At 45.8% G+C, this 25,209-nt stretch carries 18 protein-coding genes; 11 read left to right on the top strand and 7 right to left on the bottom strand.

Going from position 1 to position 25,209, the window contains the following annotated elements; all coding sequences use genetic code 11:
- Positions 1 to 172: 172 nt before the first annotated feature.
- Entirely contained in the window at positions 173 to 1,807 is a 1,635-nt protein-coding gene (locus J6I44_RS12100) for a redoxin domain-containing protein (protein WP_265766397.1), read from the bottom strand.
- 278 nt (positions 1,808 to 2,085) lie between these two features.
- On the opposite strand from J6I44_RS12100, the gene J6I44_RS12095 reads away from it, so the two are divergent.
- Both J6I44_RS12095 and J6I44_RS12090 read left to right on the top strand, forming a co-directional pair.
- Positions 2,086 to 3,009: a GntR family transcriptional regulator gene (locus tag J6I44_RS12095; RefSeq protein ID WP_350356702.1), complete on the top strand. Its 924-nt coding sequence runs from the start codon at positions 2,086 to 2,088 to the stop codon at positions 3,007 to 3,009.
- A gap of 176 nt (positions 3,010 to 3,185) precedes the next feature.
- Complete coding sequence (locus J6I44_RS12090; RefSeq protein ID WP_265766396.1) at positions 3,186 to 5,165, top strand: DEAD/DEAH box helicase; 1,980 nt, start codon at positions 3,186 to 3,188, stop codon at positions 5,163 to 5,165.
- Between the two features lie 73 nt (positions 5,166 to 5,238).
- Here J6I44_RS12090 and mnmC2 read toward each other — a convergent pair whose 3' ends face one another.
- Both mnmC2 and J6I44_RS12080 read right to left on the bottom strand, forming a co-directional pair.
- A complete protein-coding gene (gene mnmC2 / locus J6I44_RS12085; protein WP_265766395.1) occupies positions 5,239 to 6,027 on the bottom strand; it encodes a tRNA (5-methylaminomethyl-2-thiouridine)(34)-methyltransferase MnmC2 in 789 nt (262 codons plus the stop codon).
- A 29-nt stretch (positions 6,028 to 6,056) separates the two neighbouring features.
- On the bottom strand, positions 6,057 to 6,407 hold the full coding sequence (locus J6I44_RS12080) for a hypothetical protein (protein ID WP_265766394.1): 351 nt from the start codon (positions 6,405 to 6,407) through the stop codon (positions 6,057 to 6,059).
- A gap of 151 nt (positions 6,408 to 6,558) precedes the next feature.
- Between J6I44_RS12080 and J6I44_RS12075 the strand changes: the two genes are divergently transcribed.
- The 3 genes from J6I44_RS12075 (at position 6,559) to J6I44_RS12065 (ending at position 10,133) form a co-directional block, all read left to right on the top strand.
- Positions 6,559 to 7,761 (top strand): M20 metallopeptidase family protein, encoded by a 1,203-nt coding sequence (locus tag J6I44_RS12075; protein WP_265766393.1) that lies wholly within the window; start codon positions 6,559 to 6,561, stop codon positions 7,759 to 7,761.
- 146 nt (positions 7,762 to 7,907) lie between these two features.
- On the top strand, positions 7,908 to 9,005 hold the full coding sequence (locus J6I44_RS12070) for an NAD(P)/FAD-dependent oxidoreductase (protein ID WP_265766392.1): 1,098 nt from the start codon (positions 7,908 to 7,910) through the stop codon (positions 9,003 to 9,005).
- Between the two features lie 159 nt (positions 9,006 to 9,164).
- On the top strand, positions 9,165 to 10,133 hold the full coding sequence (locus J6I44_RS12065) for an isoaspartyl peptidase/L-asparaginase family protein (RefSeq protein ID WP_265766391.1): 969 nt from the start codon (positions 9,165 to 9,167) through the stop codon (positions 10,131 to 10,133).
- A gap of 85 nt (positions 10,134 to 10,218) precedes the next feature.
- Here J6I44_RS12065 and J6I44_RS12060 read toward each other — a convergent pair whose 3' ends face one another.
- Complete coding sequence (locus J6I44_RS12060) at positions 10,219 to 10,857, bottom strand: NUDIX hydrolase (protein ID WP_265766390.1); 639 nt, start codon at positions 10,855 to 10,857, stop codon at positions 10,219 to 10,221.
- Between the two features lie 337 nt (positions 10,858 to 11,194).
- On the opposite strand from J6I44_RS12060, the gene J6I44_RS12055 reads away from it, so the two are divergent.
- The 3 genes from J6I44_RS12055 (at position 11,195) to rdgB (ending at position 14,185) form a co-directional block, all read left to right on the top strand.
- A complete protein-coding gene (locus J6I44_RS12055; RefSeq protein ID WP_265766389.1) occupies positions 11,195 to 12,415 on the top strand; it encodes a S8 family peptidase in 1,221 nt (406 codons plus the stop codon).
- A gap of 158 nt (positions 12,416 to 12,573) precedes the next feature.
- On the top strand, positions 12,574 to 13,575 hold the full coding sequence (locus tag J6I44_RS12050; RefSeq protein WP_265766387.1) for an adenosine kinase: 1,002 nt from the start codon (positions 12,574 to 12,576) through the stop codon (positions 13,573 to 13,575).
- 22 nt (positions 13,576 to 13,597) lie between these two features.
- Positions 13,598 to 14,185 carry an RdgB/HAM1 family non-canonical purine NTP pyrophosphatase gene (gene rdgB, locus J6I44_RS12045; RefSeq protein WP_265766386.1) on the top strand — a complete coding sequence of 196 codons (588 nt, stop codon included), beginning with the start codon at positions 13,598 to 13,600 and terminating at the stop codon, positions 14,183 to 14,185.
- Between the two features lie 170 nt (positions 14,186 to 14,355).
- On the opposite strand, the gene nagB is transcribed toward rdgB, so the two are convergent.
- Entirely contained in the window at positions 14,356 to 16,284 is a 1,929-nt protein-coding gene (gene nagB, locus J6I44_RS12040; protein WP_265766385.1) for a glucosamine-6-phosphate deaminase, read from the bottom strand.
- Positions 16,285 to 16,435: 151 nt separating this feature from the next.
- Between nagB and J6I44_RS12035 the strand changes: the two genes are divergently transcribed.
- The gene (locus tag J6I44_RS12035) at positions 16,436 to 17,971 is read left to right on the top strand and encodes a sodium:solute symporter (RefSeq protein WP_265766384.1); all 1,536 of its coding nucleotides are present in this window, start codon (positions 16,436 to 16,438) and stop codon (positions 17,969 to 17,971) included.
- Positions 17,972 to 18,021: 50 nt separating this feature from the next.
- Positions 18,022 to 19,266: a serine hydrolase domain-containing protein gene (locus J6I44_RS12030; RefSeq protein WP_265766383.1), complete on the top strand. Its 1,245-nt coding sequence runs from the start codon at positions 18,022 to 18,024 to the stop codon at positions 19,264 to 19,266.
- A 41-nt stretch (positions 19,267 to 19,307) separates the two neighbouring features.
- On the opposite strand, the gene J6I44_RS12025 is transcribed toward J6I44_RS12030, so the two are convergent.
- The gene (locus J6I44_RS12025) at positions 19,308 to 20,063 is read right to left on the bottom strand and encodes a hypothetical protein (protein WP_265766382.1); all 756 of its coding nucleotides are present in this window, start codon (positions 20,061 to 20,063) and stop codon (positions 19,308 to 19,310) included.
- Positions 20,064 to 20,288: 225 nt separating this feature from the next.
- Here J6I44_RS12025 and J6I44_RS12020 point away from each other — a divergent pair, with 225 nt between their 5' ends.
- A complete protein-coding gene (locus J6I44_RS12020) occupies positions 20,289 to 20,813 on the top strand; it encodes a hypothetical protein (RefSeq protein ID WP_265766381.1) in 525 nt (174 codons plus the stop codon).
- A 677-nt stretch (positions 20,814 to 21,490) separates the two neighbouring features.
- Here J6I44_RS12020 and metH read toward each other — a convergent pair.
- Complete coding sequence (metH, locus tag J6I44_RS12015) at positions 21,491 to 25,177, bottom strand: methionine synthase (RefSeq protein ID WP_265766380.1); 3,687 nt, start codon at positions 25,175 to 25,177, stop codon at positions 21,491 to 21,493.
- Between the last annotated feature and the right edge of the window lie 32 nt (positions 25,178 to 25,209).

Below are 25,209 nucleotides of genomic sequence, written 5' to 3'. Positions count from 1 at the left end.
TGAAATGATCCTAATCATTATTCGAGTCTACACACATGATTCGTGAGGCCGGAGGAACCCAAGCTCCGAGGGAGTTGCACTCCCGACTACAGAAGAACGGGAGTATAACTCCCTCTGAGCTATAACCATATCCGCAAGATTACTAAGAATTGGCAGGTCTTGTCTTAATTCATCACTCTAAGTATTGCTCCAGCGTGGGAATGAGCTGCTCACCCTCTAATGAGCTGCCCATTTCCAGAACCGTGCCATCGGGACCGATTAAGAAATAACTTGGGTATCCACCTACTAAAAATAGCGAGCTGTAATCACCGGTGTCATCCAGCACCTGGGACCAGGGCAGGCGATACTCTTGCAGTGCTTTGGTTAGCGAGGCCTGGTTCTGATAGGCAAAGCCAATCATTTCGAAATCCTGGTTCTTGAATCGATGGTAGGCTTTCTTGAGTAAGGGAATCTGCTGGATACACGGTCCACACCAGCTGCCCCAGAAATCCAACAAAATATACTTTCCCTGGAGCTTTTTGGAGCTGAGGGTATCGTCCTTAACCGTTTCGGCCTTCCATTGGGGCGCTGTGGTTCCTTTTGTAATCGCTTCACGGGTTTCAGTTGCAAGGGCCGGACGTAGTCGTATCCACCGGCCGTGCGGATCGATATCGGCTACCTGCCAAGATTGATCTCCTAATGTAAAAGAAGGAAACTGAAAGTAGGTTTGATCATAGCGCATTCGCTTGAAGTCGCTCGCATATACTTCATTCGAGCCGTCGCCTACCTCTAAGGTATCATCATTGTTGCGGTCGATAGTCAGTTGATGGTTAGCCGAAAAGCGAGAAAGGTAAGGAGTGGAAATGTTAAAAGTATCTTCTTGAATAATTCCCCGCCGGTGTTTGTAAGGAAGTTCATAGACCAGGTTCGGAGCGCCCTGACGAGCGGTGGAGCGATAGCCGGGCGGGAGGTCGGTTGCCTGGCTGACCACAAATGGCACTAAGTTAGTTATCGTCTCACCATCAATGATATTGCGCACCGGAACCTTACCCGACCATTGGTTGGAGGACTCGTCTTCTTCAATGGTGAACACTTTTTCCGATAAACTGATCGCTTTGTCGCCATTGGTATCCACAAAGATATGCCAGGGTTCTTCGGGACTGGTCTTAGCTGCGGAAACGAGTTGCAGATCGTTCGTGGTGGCAGATATTTTTTGGTAGTAATATACAGCATCATAAAAGTTGTCAGGAATGCTTTTAACCGTTGCATTGGAAGCATTTACATCGAACAGGTTGTGGCCAATTTCTTTATCATAAAGAATGGTACTATTGGCCCTGAGATGCTTGCCATTATAATCGAGGTAAATCTGGGTGGTATCCAGCGGTATTTTGGGCCATTGATCGGATAGTGATTCCGGTGGGAGGTCGTGCCAGGTTTCCACCGTATCCTGAACGGTTTTTGGTTTGTCAAAAGTAACGGACCGAACCGGCCGAAAGGAGTAATCTGCCTGCTCCTCGGAGCTATAAATAGAGCCACGGGTGTATTTATAGGAGTGTTCACTGCCTTGCGGGGCGGTGAGGGTGATGGTCCACTGCCCGTTCTGAAAAGCAACGGCTTCGGCATATTCTTTCATCCCAAAGCCGGTTCCCCGGTTGCCCGGATCCCAGTTGTTCAGTGAGCCGGCCCAGAAAATCGTAGCGTCTTTCGGGGTGGATTCAGGAACAGTGATATTAAAAGTGATGGAAATGCTGTCGGTGGATGTTTGTTGGGCATGGAGCAGCGTCGAAAAACAGATAATGAGAATCCCCGATAAAACTGATATCTTCATGATGGTTGTTTTTAATCCCTTAAATAATTCGAATCCATTTATTAACTAAAGCTAATTCTAAACGATGAGTCCTAATCATTCAATCCTCCTGTCCTCCTTCTCCAAGGAGGAACCCATTGTTGAAGATAGGGTCATGAGCTACTACAGAAGTAGCCACCAAAAGTCCCTTCCCGAAAGTTTTCGGGACAGGCTTTGGAGAAGAGGGATTTAGGGAGATTGATTATTCCCAATAGTTTTTAAGCTTTAATATTACTCACATAAAGCATTGTACTAAATAAATAGTAATAAATTCAAGTAAACGCAAAGCTATCAAAACGTCTGCCAAATATATCGCTGATCGCATCCGGTTGATGATCGCTACCAAGCAGTTCCAGGTGGGGGAGACGCTGCCGTCTACACGTCAACTGGGACAACAGCTGGAATCGAGCTTCCATACCGTCCGGAAGGCCTACCATATCCTCGCGGATGAGGGGATGATTCGCGGAGAACGGGGGAAGGGCTTTATCGTGGAACGCCAAAATACGAATCTGAGTAAAGCGGATCGCCTGGAAGTAGGCGCAGAGAAGATGCGGAAGCTGCTGGAAGAGCTGATTGGCTATGGTCTGGATGAATCGGAGATTGATGAGTTATTCCAGGAGCAACTCAGCTTTATGGACTGGCCCGATCGCATCGAAACCTGCGCCAGTATTGGTGAGACCGATGAGATGGGCAAGATGATTGCCGATGCCATCAAGAAAGAGGTGGGGGTACGGAGTCGGGTTCTTAACGCCAACCAGTATAACGAAACGGTGAAGTACGATGCGCTTTTTGTGCCCATACAACTGGTGAACAAATTTCGGTCTTATGCTGAAAAGGGTCGCTTGCTCCCGATAGTGTACGGCGTGAAGCCGGATACGCTGCTTTCAATTGTGGATCGCGCGGCGATCGATACCATTGGCTTGGTGACGGCAGAGGATGAGACTATCCCCAAAATTATTGATGAACTGAAGGTGAGTATCAAGTTTGGCGGTTCTTTTGTGGCGGGGGCTACCTATGGAAAATCGTTGCCGCTGTTTGTTCGGGAGGCAGACCTAATACTCTATACGGCGCAGAGCGCAAGCTTGGTGGAGCAGAAAATTCCGGAACGCAAGCGGCTGAAACTGGAGTACCAGATTTCTGAGAAAAGTGCCGATACCATCCGGGCTGAGTTGTGGGACCAATAGTCAATTAAGAATGAAAAATTAGGAATTAAAAATTGAGTGATCTTGACATTTAGTATCCTATAATCAATTAGCAGTAAGCAGACGTGAAAGGTGAGGTGCATGACTGTTAAATTTTCATGTTTCAAGATTACCGTCTTTTATGCGAGATTTAGAACACAGAATATTTTACATCGATAATGAGCAATAAAAAGGTTAAAAAACTTATAGAGCGGGCGATAGAAGCCATTGAAGCAGAAATAGATGCCGTCCGCCAAAAACCGGCGCAGGATGTACTCTTTGAGGGCGTCCGGCGCGAGGATCATCCCCCGGGAGCTTTTTACTATGAGTTTGATTCCAAAAACACCTCGCTTCGTTTTGCTGAAGTGATCCGTGCCGAGATGGAAGGCTATGACGATGAGTTTGAACTCTATCCGGTGGAGGTCTCTGATGAGAAGGCCGTGCTGCATTTTCCGCATAATTTTGGGGATATGCTATCCAAAGTAAGCCTGGAATGGGAAAATGATTTTGTGCTGCGTAAGCTGCGAACGGAGCTGCAAAAGCTGCTCGATTATGAGGATGATACGCCACGTGAGCGGATGGGCCGGCTGTTTTATCCGGATTCGTACAAGCATCACGAAGATGATGATCAAACCCGGGTGCTGGATGACAGCAAACTAAATGAGGCGCAGCATGAGTCGTTAATCAAGTCCCTCCAGAATAAGGTACTGTACGTTTGGGGGCCGCCCGGGACGGGCAAGACCTCAACGCTCGGCTTTATCATGGCTAATTACCTCATTAAGCGGAAACGGGTGCTCTTTGCCGCCAATACCAATCGCGCGGTGGATGTGGGGCTGTCAAGCGCACTTGAGGCGCTGACATCCATAGAAAAAGAGCATTTAGAGGAAAAGGTTACCCGGTATGGAGAGCTGGCACTGGATAGTGAACGCCTGGAGCAAGTGCTGTTTGACCGGCATATTGAAGAGAAATCCAGTCAACAGGAACAGAAGGCTGCCGGCCTTTCGAATTTGCTGGGAAAATACCAGAAGCTCCAGAAGGAAATCGACAACCTGATGGATGAAGGGGAAACGGTGCCGGAGGAGTTGGATGAAGAGATCCACCAGCTGGGCGAACGAGTGGATAAACATGGGGGAGAGGCTGCACTGGAGGAGAAGGTGGATCGCCTGATGACCGTCAATGAACGCATAGAGCTGGAACGGATGCAGTTGGTGGCCACTACGCTGGCCAAGGTCTGCACTTCAGATCTTTTTGACGGACAGGAATTTGATGCGGTGGTTATTGATGAAGCATCGATGGCCAACTTGCCCTACCTGATGGCGCTGGCGGCCAAAGCAAAAGATCATATCGTGGTGGTGGGCGACCCTATGCAGTTACCACCCATTGCACTAACAGACAATACGGATGCCCGAAAATTCCTGGAAGAGGATATTTTTACGTATGTGTCCAAGGCTCAAAGCACGGAAGGTTTATTTTCCTGGCATGACAAAAATCGCCCATTGACCACCTTTTTCGACACGCAGTACCGACTCAATAAAGACCTGGCAGAAGTGTTGAGCTCGGTCTTTTATGAAGGACGACTTAAGACCGCTGATTCTGATGCGGACTCTATTACAACCCCTTCCGGGAAAAATAGGGATAGCAGTCCCACCGTCAATGTCATAGACAGTCAGAAATATGGTCCCGAACTGAGCCAAAAAGACGAAGGGCGTGGCTTTAGTCCGGTCAACGAAGTGCATACTATTATTTTGATACGTATCCTGAAACGCCTGGTGCTGAAGAATCATGTACCGATGGATGAAATTGGCATTATTGTGCCGTTCAGGAGTACGGTCTACGATATTCGGGGCGAGCTTTATGACGAGGGTTATGGAGACATTGAGGTTGGGACTATCCACACCTTCCAGGGACGAGAAAAGAAGGTCATCATTTTTGATACCGTTATGAGTGGAGAAGGATCCTATCGCAACCGGCGTCATTATTCGGTACGTCCTTTTGATGAAGAGAAAAATGGCTTGGCCGTTCCTCGATTATTAAATGTAGCCTTTTCAAGGAGCAAGGATCGCTTGGTAATACTTGCCGATATGGATCATATCAACAAGGTATATGGCCAAAAATTTCTGGGAGAGTTATTGCACCGTTTCTGTGAGCAAGAAACCTAAGATAAGAGCACCTATTGGGTTGGTCACTGTTGCCATTTTTAGGTGACGAAGTCAGGGGAATGACCAGGTAAGGTTAATCAAAATCGCCTTGTTCGTAGCGGCGGGCATAACGTTCTTCATTCACTTGCTTGCAACCTTCCAATTGGTGGGAATCCAGGGCAGCTAAAATCATCTCGCGTTTGCCCAGCGCTCCCCGGGTTTTGCCAACCTTCCAGCCGGCCCAAGCCAAAGCTCCCTGGGCTTTGGAGGCTGCACAATAGGTGGATAAAATAACATCATCGGCGCTATATGCTCTAAGCTTCTTAAAAGTTTCACCCGTCCAAAGTTCGCCATTCACATCCGGGGAGAAAGCATCGTGAAAAATATAGTTTGCCTGCACCTCTTGTTTTTTACAATCTATATCTTCAAACAGGCCATTGAATAAATGGACAGAAATCCGGTCCGCAATCTGGAATTGGTTGTTACCCTTTTTAATTTGGCTAAAGAAATCAGTAACGGCGTGTTGCGCTTCCGGGTGGGTGAGGTGGTTGGTAAAGTTGAAATTGGTAACGGTGTCTGGCTGGAGGGGGAATCCTTCAACGGAGAAGTAGGTGATTTTAGCTTGGCTATCTTCGCTAAGGTAGTAATCCATTAGCAGCATCAGGTTAAGTCCCGTGCCAAAACCTACTTCAAAAATAGTGATTTGGTTGGCGCTGGCCAGTCTGTCAAGTAGTCCGGTTTGTTCAAAAAACACGTAGCGGCTTTCGGCTACGGCACCATTGGGATTATGGTAGTGCTGGTCAAATTGGGAAGAATAAACGGTGTGTGAGCCATCACGTGTTTCAACGAGTCGATTACCATTGCCGGTAGGTTCTTCGGACATTAATTATAGGTCTCTAATTCTAACTTTGATTAATTAGAATGTATCAAAATTTTAGGTAAATGATGGAGGCCAGTCAGGGAAGACAGATCCATATTTAGCTGGATAGAAACTTTTTCGAGCTCTTTCTCTACTTTTTGGAGTTCTTGCTCAACGTGTTCCAGTTCTTTAAGCTTTTCAAGCTTCTCTAATTTTTGTAAATCAATAGTAACCTCAGGGGGAGCCGTTGGGGGCTCGGGAGCATTGGGAACTTGGATCTGCATTTTGTGAACTTTAATGGGATCCTTGGTTATAGTGTCAACAGGGTTAAAGAGATATACACTGAGTGCCATAAAGGCGCAGCCTGCTGCGATAACTTCCCAGGTTTTGTTTCGGCTTTTCATAGGTCAATGGCGTTTGGTTGATGGATGTTAATGCAGCCTACATTCTATACGATGGTCCATAAAGAAGGTTACAAAATAAGTTCATGAACTTCCGCTAAAATACCTATTTTTAGTTTCAGTCGTTATTTTTTTATAAAAATATTTTGTGATTATGGATTTGAGTGCCCTACAGGAACGCGCAGCAAAGTACCAGGATGAGATGGTTGCCATTCGGCGTCATTTGCATCAGCACCCGGAGCTCAGTTACCAGGAAGTAGAGACCACCAAATTTATCGTCGAGAAATTGGATGCATTGGGAATTCCTGTCGATCGTCCACTGGATACCGGCTGTGTAGGCGTTCTGGAAGGGGGCATCAAGTCGGATCGGGTGGTTGCACTCCGCGCTGATATTGACGCGCTTCCCATCCATGAAGAAGGCGAGCACAAAGAGGAGTTTATGTCCCAAAATGAAGGCGTTGCCCACTGCTGTGGACATGACAGCCATACCGCTAACCTGTTGGGTACGGCCCATATTTTATCGGATCTGAAAGAGCAAATCGAAGGGACGGTCTTGCTTATTTTTCAGCCGGGCGAAGAGAAACTACCGGGTGGAGGGCGTCTGCTCTGCAAAACGGGGTATCTACAGGAGAAGGGCATAGATGTCATTTATGGATTACATTCCAATCCGAATTTAGCACCCGGAGAAATTGCACTCCGCAAAGGCCCGCTGATGGCTCGTCCGGATGAATTCAAAGTTGAAGTTATTGGTCAGGGTGGTCATGCCGCCTCACCGCATGAAGCTATTGATCCCATTGTGATGGCTTCCCAAATCATTACCCAGCTGCAGACGATTGTAAGCCGAAGTGTAAATCCCACCGAACCGGCTGTCGTAACCGTAGGTAAAATATCCGGAGGATCTGCACATAACGTTATCCCCGAAAAAGTGGAGCTATTGGGGACGGTGCGAACGTTTAACCAGGAAACGGCCTACTTGATTAGGGATCGGATTGAGAGCATCGTAAAGAGTATCACCGAGGCCTCGGGCGGTGACTATACCTTTACTTTTGATGAGGGCTACCCTGCGGTCATTAATACCGAATGGGCGGCCGACAACGTGATTGATACGGCAAGTAAACTGTTGGGCGCAGATCAGGTGAAGTTGATGGATGAGCCGTTGATGGCTGGCGAAGACTTCGCCTTTTACCAACAACACTTTCCAGGGACTTTTTTCTTTCTGGGGTCTGGTGGCGAAAGTTCTGGAGCCGTTTATCCGTGGCACCATCCCCAATACAATATCGATGAGGACTGTTTCCAGACGGGAGCTGCCTTAATGGCCTCGTTGGTTTTTCAGGATCTGCCGGAAGTAAAACATTAATGGTTATTGGATTTTTTATTTCGCAAGGCAAGACCTCGCTGTTTTAAGCGTGGACGCTTGAAATAACATAAAGATGATAAGCGTGGACGCTTATCAGAGCAATTTAGTGGTAACCTCCAACTTCCAATTTCTAACATCTAACTTCCATGACACAGCCGTCTTTCTGGGAAGAAGAAACATTCCTCCAGCCGTATGATTTGATCATCGTCGGTGCGGGTATCGTGGGACTTTCATCAGCCCTGTTCTATAAGCAAGAGCATCCGTCGGCGCGTGTAGCGGTGCTGGAACGGGGCGTTTTTCCAAAGGGCGCCAGCACTCGGAATGCCGGCTTTGCCTGCATTGGATCCATTGGAGAGCACCTGGCAGATCTTCAAAAAACATCCGAAGAAAATATTAAAGCACGCATTGTCCGGCGCTACCGGGGACTTGAGCTCCTGAAGCAGACGCTGGGAGAAGAAGCCATAAATTATGATCCTTGTGGGGGATATGAGCTTTTTACCTCTGATTCAAAGTTCAAAATTGTGGCTTCCAAAATAGATCGATTTAATCGCTGGATGGAAGAGCTTCTGGATGAAAAAGAGGTTTACACTTCCCAAAAGTTAGAGGGCTACCCGGTCATCTATAATCGTTTGGAGGGTGCTTTGCACCCGGGAAAGATGATGCAAGCTTTAGTGCAGAAGGCTCTGCATGCGGGTATTGAAATCCGTTGGAACACCCGCGTTCAGGCAATAGATAAGGAAGGGAGTTTGGTCGGGACTAATAGCTCGAAATTTTCTACCCGAAAGGTGCTTCTGGCTACCAATGGATTTACTCGGCGATTACTGCCAAAATTAGAGGTTACACCAGCGCGCGGTTATGTTTTGGTGACCAATGCGCAGGAGCAGATGCCTTGGCAAGGCACTTTTCATCATGATCGAGGGTATATCTACTTCCGAAATATCGGGGATCAATTACTTATCGGGGGTGCTCGGAATATGGCACAGAAAGAGGAGGAGACGGATGTTTTTGGTGTCAATGCATCAATCAAAAACCATTTGATCGATTTTACTTCTAAGGTGTTGGGTTTGCCAGATGGTTGGACGATAGAGGAAGAATGGTCCGGCATTATGGGATTTACGCCAACTAAGGCCCCTGTTGTGCAACAATTAGCCGAACATAGCTATGTTGCTGCCGGGCTCAGTGGCATGGGTATTGCCATCGGCATGGAGGTAGGCCAGCAAGCCGCCAATTTGTTGCAGGACTAATCCAGCCATGAAAAAGGAAGTGTAATTAGGATGCAATTTTTGTAAACTTGGACCATTCTGGTTGTGGATATTGAGTTCTGCAAAAATGTTGCTAACGGGCTAAAATACAGAAACTATCCACATATTTGGTTATATCTCTCATCAATTAAAAACAGCTATATGATTAGCCGAAAGAATTTTCTAAAACTAACTGCTTTAGGTGGTCTTATTCCTGTACAAAACTGGTCTCCAGATATATTCTCATTCTCTAAAAAGATGGGTGGCCCCACTGTAATTTCTACTTGGAAGCATGGGATGCCGGCAAATGAAGCTGCCTGGAACGTTTTGTCTAAGAATGGATCTGCACTGGATGCTGTAGAAGCAGGCGTTCGTATTCCAGAAGCCGACCCGGAAGTACGTACCGTTGGCTATGGGGGCTATCCCGATCGTGATGGTTTTGTTACACTGGACGCCTGTATTATGGATGAAAAAGAACAGTGTGGCTCAGTTGCCGCTCTGCAAGATATAAAGCATCCGATATCAGTGGCACGAAAAGTGAAAGAGGAGTCGCCCCATGTAATGTTAGTTGGCGAAGGCGCCCTCAATTTTGCTCTGGATATGGGATTTGAAAAGGAAAGCCTGTTAACGGAGGCTTCCAAAAGTGATTGGCAGGATTGGAAAAAGGATGCAAACTACCAACCCGAAATAAATATTGAGAATCATGATACCATTGGTATGCTGGCGCTGGATGCAGATGGCAACCTGTCGGGAGCCTGCACTACCAGCGGAGCTGCCTGGAAGATGCATGGTCGGGTTGGTGATTCTCCGCTCATCGGCGCCGGACTGTTTGTCGATAATGAGGTTGGTGCGGCTGCGGCTACCGGACTGGGAGAAGAAGTCATACGAACTTGTGGCAGCCACCTGGTCGTCGAAAATATGCGTCACGGCGATGATCCGGAAACGGCTTGCAGGAAAGCAGTACAGCGTATTGTTGAAAAAAATGAATCCGTTGAAAATATTCAAGTTGGGTTTATTGCCGTAAATAAGCAGGGGCAATATGGAGGGTACAGCATTCAGCCGGGCTTTGACTTTGCAGTGTACCAGTCGGATGAGAATCGGTTGGTTCATTCTAACAACTGGATGAGTTGATAGCGGTTGGAGTATTGGTGTATCAGTTGGGAATAATAAAACAATAGGTTTTGATTGAAAAACCCTCTTGACTGTTAGCCAATAACTAAGGTTCTTTTGCCACAAACTCTCGGTATAAATCCAGGAATTCATTAAGCATCATGGCTGTGGCTCCCCAAAGCGGGACGCGGTGTACATCCCAGTAGGGAACATGATAGTGATGGTCTTGCAGTTTCCATTGTTCTTCGATCAGATTCTTTTTGGTCGCCAGTGATTTAAGTTCAACAGAAAATATTTCTTCCACTTCGTCGGGATTAGCGATAAAATCGGGGATAGAGTCCATATATCCCACAACGGGCGTTACCTGGCTATTGGAATGAGAGATATAGAGGGGGCTCAATTCTCCAATTATCGTTACTTCTTGGGTAGCAATACCTATTTCTTCATTGGCTTCTCTCAGGGCCGTTGCGGCAGGCGTTTCATTAGGTTCTGCCCGTCCACCCGGGAAGCTTAGTTGTCCACCATGATCAATGTTGTCACTTCGCAGCGTTAGAACAAGTTCCCATTTCATCTCATCATTGGGCAGAAGTAATATTAAAACAGTGCTGGGAGAGGCCGAACTATCGGGAGACATTGGTCGATTAGGTCCTTCTGATACAGGTTTGGGAGCCATTTGAAGCTGGGCCCCTTTGCCGGGCAGATCTTGTTGAAGACGATACCTTAAGAATGTTATGAGATTATTCATTAGGGATAATAATGGGAAAGAGATTCGTGATTTTTAACAAAAAGAGGGAAATAGATACTGCCATTAACGGCGTTAATATAGTACTGAATCTGAAATAAAACATCGGTGTATGTTTTAACCAAACCTAAAGTCGCTTTAGTTCTCTCAATATCCAATAGACTTAGTTTGATCAATAATAATTGAGGGAGGACAAATTTCAGGCTAAGGCAACATTCATTATAGCGGTTGATTTTCACAGAAGGTATGGATAGAATGTTAGTATTGTCTAATTATTGTAAATTAAAGTAAATCATCAGCAGATGGTGAGGGAAATGTTAATTAACCTATCCTACTTATTATGAAAAAGACATACCTACAAATTAGTATATTAGCTATAATTCTTTCATTTGGCCTATATGCTTGTGATCAGCCGACAACTAATCAAAACTTAGAAGAACAGGAGCAATTAGCCACTCAAGATGGCAAAGCTATTGATGGACAGTATATCGTTGTATTTAATGATAAAGGTCCAAAAGGAAAAGCTTTATCGGATGTAAAGAAGGTAAAAGAAGTTCGAAGCAGGATACTGGCAGACTATACCATTGCATCGAATGCAGTAGTGGGAGAGTATAATACGGCGCTCAAAGGCTTTGCAGCTAAACTGGATGCCGAACAGTTGGCAAGGCTTCGGACTGATGAACGAGTCTCTTATGTAGAAGAAGATCGGTTTATTACGCTTGCCCCGCCGGGAGCCTGTTCGCCCTGGCCATCTTGCAAAGACAGCGATGGTGGAGGGGGAAGTCAAACAACACCATGGGGGATCACTCGAATTGGAGGAGCCACGGCAAGTAATGGTACCGCTTGGGTTATTGATACGGGGATTGACCTGGATCATCCTGATTTAAATGTGGACACGCAGCGTAGCGCCGTATTCGTTTCACAAGGTCCCGGTTCAGGTAGCCCGGATGATGGCAATGGACACGGTACCCATGTTGCCGGTACCATCGCCGCTATTGACAATGACATTGATGTCGTCGGAGTTGCTGAGGGAGCAACAGTAGTTGCTGTAAAAGTCCTCGATGATCGTGGAAGTGGGTCTTATTCTGGTGTCATTTCCGGCATTGATTACGTAGCAGCTAATGCATCTGCGGGCGATGTAGCCAATATGAGTCTGGGAGGAGGAACATCCGACGCCGTCGATGATGCCGTCCGTAATGCCGCTGACCAAGGAGTTTACTTTTCTATTGCCGCTGGTAATGACGGGGATGATGCAAACAACTATTCGCCGGCCCGCGTTGAATATAATAATGTATGGACCGTTTCTGCTACGGATGATACTGATACCTTTGCTTCTTTCTCTAATTGGTCTGGTCCTACCGATCCACCAGTCGAACTTGCTGCTCCTGGAGTAGATATTCTTTCTCTTTGGGAGTCGGGAGGCACATCAACGATAAGTGGTACCTCCATGGCTGCTCCCCATGTAGCAGGTCTTTTACTGGTAACAAACGGTAATCCAAGCGCAGATGGTACTGCCAGTGGTGACCCTGATGGAGATCCAGATCCTATCGCACATAATTAGTTTATTGCTAAAAATCTAAGGTTTTCAAAAGGCACCGGCTGTAAAGGCCAGGTGTCTTTTGATTAAATACTCCTATCTACTTTCTTAGGCTATCGATAGTTCTTATCTTTAGCTGCTTTATTATTTTTAACCATATCTTTTTACTCCAACACTTTTCTATGAAGAAGTATAATGTTTATGGCATTGGTAATGCCTTGGTTGATGTTGAATTCGAAGTAACGGATAAGTTTCTTGATAAGCATGACATCTCCAAGGGGGTGATGACGTTGGTAGATCAAGAGCTGCAGTTTAAATTGATTGACGATATTAATCACGCTGAAGCCGTTCAAAAGCCCGGTGGTTCTGCCGCAAACACATTATATGCCATCAACCAATTTGGAGGAAGCGCTTTCTATTCGTGCAAAGTAGCGGCTGATGCCTTTGGCGACAGCTACTTGAAGAACATGGATGAGGTAGGAATTAATACCAATTTTGACCGGCAGGAGCGAGAAAAAGGAATTACCGGTAAATGCCTGGTGATGGTCACTGATGATGCAGAACGTACACTCAATACGTACTTGGGTATTTCAGCTGAGCTTTCAACACAAGAAGTGGATGAGCAAGCTATTCAACATTCTGAGTACGTTTATATTGAAGGCTACCTGGCAGCCTCTGAAAAAGGGCATGAAGCAATGAAGTTGACGAAAAGTATGGCCCAGAAACATAATACTAAAACAGCGTTAACGCTTTCGGATCCTTCCATTGTGGAAGCTTTTAAAGGGCGGTTCAAAGAATTGATTGGAGATTCTATCGATTTACTTTTCTGTAATGCCGAGGAGGCAAAAATATATACTGGCAAAGAGGATTTAGCTGAAGCCCGGGACACGTTAAAAAATCTGGCCCAAAAAATTGTCATTACTGAAGGAAAGCATGGATCCATGGTATATGATGGGAGTTCCTTTATTGATGTTTCCCCTCATGAAGTTCAAGCAGTTGATACTAATGGAGCGGGCGATATGTATGCCGGTGCCTTTTTATATGGTATTACAAATGGACTAAGTGACCATGAGGCAGCAAAATTAGCAAGTTTGGCAGGCTCAAAGGTAGTATCACAATTTGGTCCGCGCTTGAATGGAAACAAAGCCCGGGAAATTTTGGACACCCTACAAGTGAAAATCTAAAACGAGGCATTAGTAATTAGTTATGGAGACCTTGGTATTAGCATCCCAGAATAAAGATAAAATAGAAGAACTACAGTCAACATTAGCACCGTTGGGCATTGAGCTTAAGTCAACCTATGATTTTCCGGATCTGGAAGAAGTTATTGAAGATCGGGATACCCTCGAGGGGAATGCACTAAAAAAAGCCCGATACGTTTATCAAGAAACGGGCTTGCCGTCTTTGTCTGACGATACGGGTCTGGAAGTGGATGCTTTGAATGGTCGACCGGGTGTTTATTCCGCACGATATGCGGGTGAGTCGGCAACCTACCAGGAAAATGTACTGAAGCTGATCGAGGAATTGTCAGGCGTTGACTCAGATAATCGGGATGCTCAGTTTCGTACGGTGGTAGCCTTAGTTTCTGGGAATGGACCCCATACTTTCGAGGGAATTTGCCGTGGAAAGATACTGACTGAGCAAAGAGGAAACGGGGGTTTTGGATATGATCCTGTCTTTCAGCCAGAGGGATACTCAAAAACATTTGCTGAGTTGGATACTGATATCAAGAATCAGGTTAGCCATCGAGGTAAGGCGTTGGCCCATTTCTTAGAGTATATTAAGAGTCATTAGGCAAGGTAGTGAAAATGCTTGCTATCCGCCTGGCAGCTCTTGCTCCCGGATGACCAATTTCTCCTACCACGCATAGTGAGTCAATAGCAAAAAGCGATTTATCAGGAATTAACTGTAAATGGCGTGTACTTTTAGGTACACGCCATTTAAATAAAGCTAAGGTGATCACATTATTTTTGCCGCCCTTTGTATTCCACAAAGCCTTCGATAGCCTCATATTCAGCAAAGCCCAAAGCATCATAAAGTTGAGCCGTGCCTCGATTCCGTTCTTCCGAGCGCTGCCAAAATTCGCGGGGATCAGCACCGGGAAAGAGCGGACGGTCTTTTTGAGATTGGTGTTTAAAGATAGCTTTCCTCTTTTTGGTCAGTTCTTCCGGACTAAGTGGTACAGCCATTTCAATTTCATTAACATCCCACTCTTGCCAGGCTCCGCGATAGAGCCAGACTTTGCAGTCATCAATCCAGTCATCATCTTTGCACTCTTCCAAGGCTTTGAAGATGGCTTCTAAACATACTCGATGTGTTCCATGGGGATCGGAAAGGTCGCCCGCAGCATACACTTGGTGAGGTTTAACCTCACGGAGCAGATCTACGGTAATGTCTACATCTTCCTGGGAGAGTGGTTTTTTCTTAACGCGTCCGGTTTCATAGAAAGGCATATCCATGAAATGCAGCTGATCTTCGGGAATACCGCAATAGCGTCCCGCAGCTTTGGCTTCGCCTCGTCGAATCAGACCCTTAATGTGTTTAATTTCATCCGAATCTACCTGGGCGGGTTGTTTTTCTTCTAAAAAGGTTTTGATGTTTGAAAGCATTTGATCGGCTTCCTCCTGCCCCATATCGAACATGTCATTATAATCAGAGACAAAATCCATAAACCGCACAACGTCGGCATCAAAGACAGCGATATTACCGGAAGTCTGATAAGCTACATGAACCTCATGGCCGTGTTCAACAAGACGAATAAGCGTTCCTCCCATCGAGATAACGTCATCATCGGGGTGGGGGCTAAACACAACAGCTCTCTTTGGGAAGGGCGTTGCACGCTCTGGCCGATGAGTATCATCAGCATTGGGCTTACCGCCGGGCCAGCCGGTAATGGTGTGCTGTAGCTCATTAAATATCTTGATATTAATGTCATAAGCGGGACCATGTTGAGTCAATAGATCGCCCATTCCGTGTTCGTTATAATCTTCATCAGTGAGTTTGAGAACCGGTTTTTCTACTTCTTGGCATAACCAGACAACGGCTCTCCGCATTAATTTATCATCCCAGTCGCAGGTGGTAAGTATCCATGGCGTTTTTTGACGGGTGAGTTTTTCAGCTGCGGCTTCATCAAGGATAACCTGGGCATTCTGATGCTCCTGCAAATAGGTGGCCGGAATTTGTTCACGGATACTGCCTTCGACCGCTTCTTTAATAATAGGGGCTTTACCCTCACCCCAGGCCATCAGGATCACTTTGTCGGCATCCAGAATTGTACCTACTCCCATGGTGATAGCGCGGCGTGGGACATGCTCTTCCCCAAAAAAGTCACTGGCCGCATCTTTACGGGTAATCCGGTCGAGTGTAATTAGACGAGTACGGGAATTTGGACGCGAGCCCGGTTCATTAAAACCGATATGCCCTGTCCGACCGATCCCCAGCAGCTGAATGTCTAAACCACCTGCTTCTTGTATTTTTTGCTCATATTGCTGGCAATATTCTGCAACCTCATCCCGGTCGAGCGTGCCGTCAGGAATATGAACCTGATCTTCAGGGATATCAATATGATCAAAAAGGTGCTCGTTCATAAACCGAACATAACTCTGCAACGAATGGGGCTCCATCGGGAAGTATTCGTCGAGGTTAAAGGTAATAACGTTCTTAAAGGAAAGCGCACCTTCTTTGTGCATGCGAACAAGCTCCTTATAGACTCCCGTAGGAGTAGAACCCGTTGCTAAACCCAGCACGGTTTTTTTGTTCGCTTCATCACGACTGCGGATAAGTTGGGCTATCTCCTCTGCCACTTCTTTAGAAGCAGTACTGGCATCCTGATAGATATTTGTGGGGATGTTTTCGTAATAAGTGGTCTTATCAGTTTCCTTATAGTAAGTCATTGATCTGGTTGTATTCCTTTATTGGCTAAGTTAAAAAATAAGCCAATGATTATTTCTTGGGGTTACAATAAAAATACTCTATAATTTCGGTTCGTAAGTAACATTATTTTACGGCAAATGTAAATGATAAAAAGGTAAAAAAAGGGGAAGGGTGGAATTTTCTTACGTCGATTATATAATAATTTTGGGATACCTGTTGGGTGTGGCTTGGCTTGGTGTTCGAATCGCCGGGCGCCAGTCAAATACATCTGATTATTTTCTGGGTGGCCATGACATTCCATGGTGGGCCGTTCTTTTTTCTGTCGTAGCAACTGAAACGAGTACTCTCACTTTTATAAGTGTTCCCGCTGTAGCTTATGGGGGAAACCTCACTTTTCTTCAAATAACGCTGGGATACATTGTCGGTAGAATATTCGTTAGTACCCTCTTTTTACCAGCCTATTTTGAAGGAAATTTAACGACTGCTTATCAGTTTTTACAAGAACGCTTTGGCGATTCTATGCGCAATGCCGCCAGTACCACGTTCATGGTTACTCGCTTACTCGCTGACGGGGTTCGCCTGTTTGCAACAGCCATTCCATTGGCTATTATTTTGCGCTTGGGAGGAGCTTTTACCGGCTGGAGTGATGTAGAAGTGTACCTGCTCTCAATTGCTGTCATCTCGGTTATTACTCTTGTCTACACCCTGATTGGAGGAATAAAAGCAGTAGTGTGGATGGACGTCATGCAGATGGTAGTCTATGTCGGTGGAGCTATTTTTGCAGGAGTCATTATGGTTATGGATTTGCCTAATGGACTGAGTGGAGCAATGGAACTGGCGGCACAGACAAACAAATTGCAACTAGTTGATTTTGGTTTTGGACAGGCCTTCGCGGATTTCATTGCTCAGCCTTATACCTTTTTTACGGCCCTGATTGGGGGAGCCGTTTTCTCTGTGGCTTCGCATGGAACCGACCAGCTCATTGTACAGCGCTTGCTCACCACCCGGAATTTAAAAGATAGCCAAAAAGCATTGATTGGCAGCGGAATTGTCGTGGCGCTCCAGTTTGGCCTATTTCTTTTCATCGGTTTATTGCTGTATTCTTTTTATGATGCCCAAACTGCTCAGCAATTGGGACTGGCAACCACCGACGAAATTTTTGCCAAATTTATTGTAGAACAACTACCCGTTGGTATGTCGGGCCTGATTGTAGCCTCACTTTTTGCCGCAGCAATGAGTAGCTTGAGCTCTTCCCTCAATTCTCTGGCCTCATCCACCACTTTTGATCTTTACAAACCCTATTTCGGAAAGCAAAATACTCCGGCTGAAGATTTACGGATCTCACGAATCTTCACGACCGTTTGGGCGGTAATATTAACGGGCTCCGCATTTTTCTTTGCCTATTTACAATTGCAGGCTGGTGAACGACCTGCTGTCGTAGAGCTCGGTCTGGGCATTGCTTCCTACACCTATGGAGGACTCCTCGGGGCTTTCCTGCTCGGACGCCTGTTTTCTAAGCCGAATACCAAAGACGCACTTATCGGTTTCTTCGTAGGATTACTTTCATTACTGTTTATGGTTAAAGGTCCGTTGCAAGAGCTGCTGCCGGGCGAAGGGTTGGCTATTGCCTGGCCGCTCTATACGGTTGCCGGTAGTTTTATTGTTTTAGTCGCAGGTAAAGTATCTCAATGGGTCAGGAGTCGCTAAAGGATAGGATACAGCATGATCTTGAATAAACACTCTGAGGAAAATAGGGGATGAGAAACGCATCATTAATGGCTATTTGGGCTCTGCTATTTGGATTAGCAGCATGCTCAACTGACTTAGCCTCACAACAGGCCAAAGCTCCACATCTGTTGGCTGTTGACAGTCTCATCCAGAACTCCATTGATGCAGAGAACATTCCGGGAAGTGTAATCCAAATTAAGCGCGGAGATTCCATTCTGCATCGGGCGGCCTATGGCTTTGCTCAGAAGTATAGTTATAGCATGCAGCGTTTGACAAAGCCGGAAGCTATGACTACGAATTATCTTTTTGATCTTGCCTCTCTGACGAAAGTCTGTGCTACCACTTTTGGCATCATGCTACTGGTGGATAAGGGCAAAGTTGATCTGGACGCTCCTATTTATAAATACCTTCCTGAATTTGGAGAGGGAACGAAATCAAAGATTACGGTCCGACATTTGCTAACTCACACTTCCGGGCTTCCACAATGGCTCCCAACCTACTACTATGCCTCCAATCAGGAAGAACGCTACCACTATGTAAGACAAGTACCATTACAATGGCCCGTTGGGGAGGGACGACATTACAGCGATTTGGGCTTTATGTTGCTTGGGGATATCATTGAGCGAGTCTCTGGAGACGAGTTAAACAAATATGTGCAAAGAGAACTCTATCAGCCTCTTCATCTTGAACAAACAACCTTTAATCCCCTGGATAATGGTTATGAGCAGATAGCAGCGACTTCACACGGCAACCCTTTTGAAAAGCGGATGGTTTATGATGATAGTTTTGGTTATAACGTGGACGCTGATCCGAAGTCATGGGATGGTTGGCGAAATTATACACTTAAAGGCGAAGTAAACGATGGCAATGCTTGGTATGCCAACCAGGGGATAGCAGGTCATGCAGGTCTTTTTTCTACCATAGATGACCTGCAGGTACTTGTGGATCTGTTAATAAATGAAGGGACGTTTGAAGGTAAAAAGATTATCTCTTCTGCGACCATTGATACCTTTCTAACCAAAGATCGTTTTGGGAATGGCCTTGGCTGGGCTATGGATAAAGATTTTATTGCTGCCGAAGGCGCTCCGGAAGGAACTTTCGGTCATACCGGATTTACAGGAACGAGCATCGTAGTGGTGTCCAAATATGAGTTGTCCATTATATTTTTAACGAATCGGCAGAATAGCGGGCCCCAGGAAAATGGATATTATTTCAATTTAGATGCGTTGCGACAACAAATTGTGGATATTGCTTTGGATGAAGTGGTTCAGTGAGCTACAACTAATTCGCTTAAAAGAAGTAGGACTCTTCTTAGTTAGTAGAGAATAATATCCCCCTCCTTCTTTTTATATCTCTTTTGGAGATACCGGAGTTCAATAAGAGCCTGGGCAGAGTCGAAATAGAAAATATAGGCTCGGGCGTCAGGTTCATTTTTAAAAAAGAGATATCCCCGAACATATTCACCGGGAAAAAGATCGGTTTTGCGTAGTGCATCAATCTCCCAAACCTCACGCTGATCACGTAATCCCGATTTGTAGAACGCTCGTCGTTGGCGGTTGATTTCATGATTGATACTGGCTTCCTCGCTTCGTTGACTGATATCCTCCCGCTCTTCTTGAGAATCGGCGGTGGCATAATTCACAATAGAAGCTGTTTGACCGATGGCATGCAAAAGGTCACCGGTTCGTTGGTTAGCCTCAGTCTGAGCAATTTGGAGGTCCTTTTCCAGCAGTTGTAGTTCGGGATTAATAGCACGTCGAGAAGAAATAAGAGGCAGGTTTGAGGTATCCTGAGAAATGTATTTAAGCGCATCATACGAGAATTGAGTCGGATCGACACGTAAGAGCGAATCGGTTTCATTTACTACTTCAACATCCATGACAAACTGATCAGAAAGATGCCGATAATATGACATCGTTAGTATGACTCCATTCCGCTCAATCTGTACATATTCTGTACCTTGCTCAAAAGAGGTCTGCTCTGCCTGGGGGTGCATTCGAAATACAGGTCTGGGAGAGCATGAAGCAAGCAGGATCGTAAGGGCCGAACCTATTAATGCCAATCGATACATAACCACCGTAACTTTCTTACATTTATAAAGAATCTATAAGGCAAAGTGGTTATCATCAATCACATCATAATGTGAGGAAATTATAGTAGTCAGTTATTGAGGATCACATGATCATGCGAATGCAGAGAATTTGACGAATATTACCTTGGAGTAAGACGTTACAACTCAACAAAAAGATCAGTAATAAAAAATATTAATTGTTATTAACCTTAAAAGAAGATAATTATGAAATACCTTAGCCTTATATTTTCCGTACTTTTATTTGTTGGTTGTCAGGGAGAACGGGGGCCAGTCGGGCCAGAGGGACCTCCCGGGGGTTCGGGACCCATTGGTCAGGGCTTTGGTGTAGAAGCAACTTTTAATGCGAATAATAATTATTCGCAGCAGTTTTTCTTTTCTGATTATGGCGCTGAGGCGTTTTCTTCCGACATTATAGTGGTTTACTGGAAGTATGGAGAGGATGAACAAACTGGCAACGGCATATGGCAGCAGCTTCCTGCAACAATTTATTTTGATGATGGGCAATTTCAATATTCCTTCGACCATACGGTTGATGATGTGCAGCTTTTTCTGCAGGGAAATATTGATCTCGGTACGCTTGGGTCCGGTTACACCCAGAATCAGGATTTTTGGGTGGCTATTTTACCAGTAGAATTTGTGGAGTCGAACAATGTTGATTTGAATAACTTCCAGGAAGTAAGGGGAATAGTTGACCCCAAGAGTATTCAGGAATTACAGCCAGTGAAGTAAAACGGCTGAAGTCTAACATAAGACATGCCAAGTTTTCAAAACTTGGCATGTCTTATAATGTGTCTAATCAATAAGAAGATGACTTATTTTGTTATAGTTTTTCATCGTTTGATGATGAGATATAAAGTTGTCCCTGCCTTGGTATAGCTTCAATACCTTCTGTTTTTCAATATTAGTTGAATGTTGGGTTAGAATAGCTGAATAGGATGAATATTTCCAATCCAGATAAGATTCGGCCAGATGATGATGAATTGGATTATGATGGATATAGTGGATCAGGTGCTGAAGATATTGTTTTGACTCAACTTTTACTCTCTTAAAAGGCTTTTGAAATAAGCTACCATGACGGCTGTATTTTTTATTAACCGACTTTGTGTATGAATTGAAGAAGTTACTAAATTTTTTAGAAATAAGACCTGACAGGTTTTGTAAACCTGTCAGGTCTGCATTCGATAATTCTTTTTTGTTTTTGATCTGAACAAGAAAATGGAAATGATTTGGTATTAAACAGTAAGCCCAAACATCGAGATAAGCATCCAAATATTGGTTCCATTTGCTAGGGAAGTAATGATAGTCCTAATCCTTAATAAATAGTTTTATAATGATTACTAAACTTTTGAAACTTAGTAACCATTAAATATAATCACTACTGACTGAAAGCCCAGTTATAGTTAAAACTACGGTTCATAACTCAGGTTAGAGCTTAACCAACGCTCTATTTCTTCCACACTCATGCCTTTGCGCCGGGCATAGTCTTCAATTTGGTCTTTTTTGAAGTTACCCACATTAAAATAATCAGATTGGGGATGGGAAAAATAGAGTCCACTAACCGAAGCAGCCGGATGCATGGCGTAGTGTTCGGTGAGATGGATACCAGCTTGCTCTTTGGCATCAAGGAGATCAAACAGAATGCGTTTTTCGGTATGGTCGGGCTGGGCCGGGTAGCCGGGAGCCGGACGAATACCAGTATACTTTTCGCGAATCAGTGCTTCGTTATCGAAATCTTCCTCCGGTGCATAGCCCCAGATATCTTTTCGTACTTTTTCGTGAAGAAGTTCTGTAAACGCTTCGGCCAGTCGGTCGGCCAGTGCTTTGGTGAGAATCGCATTATAATCGTCATGGTCCTCTTCAAATTGTTTCACAAGCTCTGGGGCGCCAATGCCGCAGGTCACGGCAAAGCCGCCCATATAGTCGGCAATGCCCGTTTCTTTGGGAGCTACAAAATCAGCGAGTGCCTTATTTGGCTGTCCGCGTCGTTTCTGGGCCTGCTGACGAAGAGTATGGAAGGTCGTCAACACTTCCGATCGGCTCTCGTCGGTATATAGTTCAACATCATCACCGACAGCATTCGCGGGATAAAGTCCCAGTACCGCCCGCGCTTTTAGTAACTTCTGGTCGATAATTTTGTCCAGAAGCGCATTGGCATCGTCAAAAAGTTTACGTGCTTCTTCGCCATACTTTTCATCCTCGAGTACGGCGGGAAAGCTGCCCTTCATCTGCCAGGCAATGAAAAACGGTCCCCAGTCTATGTAATTGCGGATTTCCTCCAGCGGATAGTTATCAAAAACCTGCCGGCCTAACTGGGCCGGCTTTTTAACTTCCGTGGCTGACCAGTCAATATCGGAGGCATTGGCGCGAGCCTCTTCCAGCGAAAGATAGGTCTTGCGATTGGACCGACTTTCGTGCTGTTTCCGGAGTTTTAAGTATTCGTTTTTCTTTTTCTTAACGAACTCCTCGCGCAGTGTCTGGGAAACAAGGTTACCCGTCACGGATACACTTCGCGAGGCATCCAGTACGTGCACCACCGGCCGATTGTAGTTTGGTTCTATCTTTACAGCGGTATGCATGCGCGAGGTTGTGGCGCCTCCGATAAGCAGGGGCTGCTGAAATTCTTCACGTTTCAATTCCTTGGCTACATGCACCATCTCATCCAGAGAGGGAGTGATGAGCCCACTGAGGCCAATAATATCCACATTGTTTTGTCGGGCTTCCTCCAAAATTTTATCTGCCGGAACCATCACGCCCAGGTCAATGACATCAAAGTTGTTGCAGCGCAACACGACGGCCACAATATTTTTACCGATGTCATGAACATCTCCTTTGACAGTAGCCAGCAGTACTTTGGCCTTTGGTTTACTATTTTGGTTCTTTTCCTTCTCCTCTTCAATAAAGGGGATGAGGTGGGCCACTCCTTTTTTCATCACGCGGGCACTTTTTACCACCTGTGGAAGGAACATCTTGCCCGATCCAAAGAGGTCCCCGACGACATCCATACCCGACATCATGGGACCTTCAATAACTTCAATAGGTTGATTGTATTTCTGTCGGGCTTCTTCCACATCATCCACAATATGATCGACGATGCCTTTCACCAGCGCGTGTTTAATACGTTCTTCGACAGATTCCTGGCGCCATTCTTGGATTTTTTCTTCCGTCTCAGTGTCTTCACCTTTGATTTCTTCGGCATAATCCACCAAGCGTTCCGTAGCATCATCGCGTCGGTTAAGGAGCACATCTTCCACAAGATCGCGCAGTTTATCGGGTATCTCCTCGTAGACTTCCAGCTGCCCTGCATTTACGATCGCCATATCAAGGCCGGCTTGGATGGCGTGGTAGAGAAAAGCCGCGTGCATGGCTTCGCGCACTTTGTTATTACCACGGAAAGAAAATGAAATGTTACTAAGTCCACCGCTGACTTTAGCCATCGGCAGGTTTTGTTTAATCCATCGGGTAGCCTCAATAAAGTCAACGGCATAATTGTTGTGTGCTTCAATACCGGTGGCCACCGTCAGGATGTTGGGATCCATGATGATATCCTGTGGCGCAAAACCCACTTCTTCAGTAAGGATGTTGTAGGCCCGTTCCGCAATTTCGATGCGCCGATCATAGCTGTCGGCTTGCCCTTGCTCATCAAAACCCATGATGACGACAGCACCCCCAAAGTTGAGGATTTCACGAGCTTGTTCTTTAAACTGCTCTTCGCCTTCTTTTAAGCTGATGGAGTTAACCACACACTTGCCCTGGGCTGCTTTCAGTCCTGCTTTCAAGACGGACCACTTGGAAGAGTCAATCATGATGGGCACGCGCGAAATGTCGGGCTCTGCAGCCAGCAGCTGCAGGAAATTTACCATCACTTCTTGGGAATCCAGCATGCCCTCATCCATGTTGATGTCAATAATCTGGGCACCGTTTTCTACCTGCTGGCGCGCTACCGAAAGGGCTTCCTCGAACTCCTCATTCTTGATAAGCCGCTTAAATTTGCGGGAGCCCATTACGTTGGTACGTTCACCGATATTCACAAAGTTGGTATCGGGACGGACGACCAATGGTTCGAGTCCGCTGAGTCTTAAATAAGGTTTTTGTTCTGGGATTTGTCGTGGCGCACATTGCTTCGCTGCTTCGGCAATTGCTTTAATATGCTTTGGGGTAGTACCACAGCAACCTCCTACAAGATTTACAAAATCAGATTCTGCATAGTCACGCAATTGATCCGCCATAAATTCGGGCGTCTCGTTGTATTCGCCCATCTCATCGGGCAGTCCGGCATTGGGATAGAGACTGGTATGGCAATCCGCAATACGTGCCAGTTCTTCAATATATGGACGCATTTGATCGGATCCCAGCGAACAGTTCAGTCCAACGCTGAGCAGATTCTTGGTATGAGATATAGAAATCCAGAAGGCTTCGGTCGTCTGCCCCGAGAGGGTACGTCCACTTTGATCTACAATGGTACCAGAGATCATGACCGGCAGTTCCTGGCCGGTCTCTTCGGCATGTTTGTGAATCGCATAGATGGCTGCCTTGGCATTCAGCGTATCAAAAATGGTTTCTACCAGCAGCATATCCACGCCGCCATCGGCCAGGCCCCGAATTTGTTCGCGGTACGATTTTTTGAGCTGATCGAAGGTGATAGCACGGTAACCGGGGTCTTCCACATCGGGAGAGAGCGACAGTGTTTTATTGGTGGGCCCAACGGCTCCGGCCACTAATCGGGGTTTGTCCGGATTTTGTTTGGTAACCTCATCGGCCACTTCTCGCGCATTCCGGGCAGCGGCCACATTTAGATCGTAGGCCAGATCCGCCATGTCATAATCCGCCTGGGAAATGGAGGTACTGTTAAACGTATTAGTTTCAATGATGTCGGAGCCCGCTTCCAGAAAGGAGCGGTGAATACCTTTAATAAGATCGGGCTGTGTGATACTGAGAAGGTCGTTGTTGCCCTGCAGGTCGGTATGATAGTCTTGGAACTGCTTGCCCCGGTAGTCGTCTTCTGTAAGATTGTGAGATTGGATCATCGTGCCCATCGCGCCATCCAAAATGAGGATACGATCTTGCAGGAGATCCTTAATTTGATCGAAATTCATGTATCTGTCTTTCAGGTAATTAATATAAGGTG

This window comes from Fodinibius salsisoli (genome assembly GCF_026229185.1).
GTDB classification, from domain to species: Bacteria; Bacteroidota; Rhodothermia; order Balneolales; family Balneolaceae; genus Fodinibius; species Fodinibius salsisoli.
Note: the sequence above shows the minus strand (reverse complement) of the source record. Positions and strands in the feature narration are given on the sequence as shown.

What these genes read in the sequence shown, in the direction of transcription:
- J6I44_RS12090 (WP_265766396.1), top strand. Translation starts at nt 3,186, where the DNA reads ATGAGCAATAAAAAGGTTAAAAAACTTATAGAGCGGGCGATAGAAGCC.
- J6I44_RS12080 (WP_265766394.1), bottom strand. Translation starts at nt 6,407, where the DNA reads ATGAAAAGCCGAAACAAAACCTGGGAAGTTATCGCAGCAGGCTGCGCC.
- metH (WP_265766380.1), bottom strand. Translation starts at nt 25,177, where the DNA reads ATGAATTTCGATCAAATTAAGGATCTCCTGCAAGATCGTATCCTCATT.
- mnmC2 (WP_265766395.1), bottom strand. Translation starts at nt 6,027, where the DNA reads ATGTCCGAAGAACCTACCGGCAATGGTAATCGACTCGTTGAAACACGT.
- J6I44_RS12030 (WP_265766383.1), top strand. Translation starts at nt 18,022, where the DNA reads ATGAGAAACGCATCATTAATGGCTATTTGGGCTCTGCTATTTGGATTA.
- J6I44_RS12100 (WP_265766397.1), bottom strand. Translation starts at nt 1,807, where the DNA reads ATGAAGATATCAGTTTTATCGGGGATTCTCATTATCTGTTTTTCGACG.
- J6I44_RS12065 (WP_265766391.1), top strand. Translation starts at nt 9,165, where the DNA reads ATGATTAGCCGAAAGAATTTTCTAAAACTAACTGCTTTAGGTGGTCTT.
- rdgB (WP_265766386.1), top strand. Translation starts at nt 13,598, where the DNA reads ATGGAGACCTTGGTATTAGCATCCCAGAATAAAGATAAAATAGAAGAA.
- J6I44_RS12055 (WP_265766389.1), top strand. Translation starts at nt 11,195, where the DNA reads ATGAAAAAGACATACCTACAAATTAGTATATTAGCTATAATTCTTTCA.
- J6I44_RS12050 (WP_265766387.1), top strand. Translation starts at nt 12,574, where the DNA reads ATGAAGAAGTATAATGTTTATGGCATTGGTAATGCCTTGGTTGATGTT.
- J6I44_RS12060 (WP_265766390.1), bottom strand. Translation starts at nt 10,857, where the DNA reads ATGAATAATCTCATAACATTCTTAAGGTATCGTCTTCAACAAGATCTG.
- J6I44_RS12075 (WP_265766393.1), top strand. Translation starts at nt 6,559, where the DNA reads ATGGATTTGAGTGCCCTACAGGAACGCGCAGCAAAGTACCAGGATGAG.
- nagB (WP_265766385.1), bottom strand. Translation starts at nt 16,284, where the DNA reads ATGACTTACTATAAGGAAACTGATAAGACCACTTATTACGAAAACATC.
- J6I44_RS12020 (WP_265766381.1), top strand. Translation starts at nt 20,289, where the DNA reads ATGAAATACCTTAGCCTTATATTTTCCGTACTTTTATTTGTTGGTTGT.
- J6I44_RS12025 (WP_265766382.1), bottom strand. Translation starts at nt 20,063, where the DNA reads ATGTATCGATTGGCATTAATAGGTTCGGCCCTTACGATCCTGCTTGCT.
- J6I44_RS12070 (WP_265766392.1), top strand. Translation starts at nt 7,908, where the DNA reads ATGACACAGCCGTCTTTCTGGGAAGAAGAAACATTCCTCCAGCCGTAT.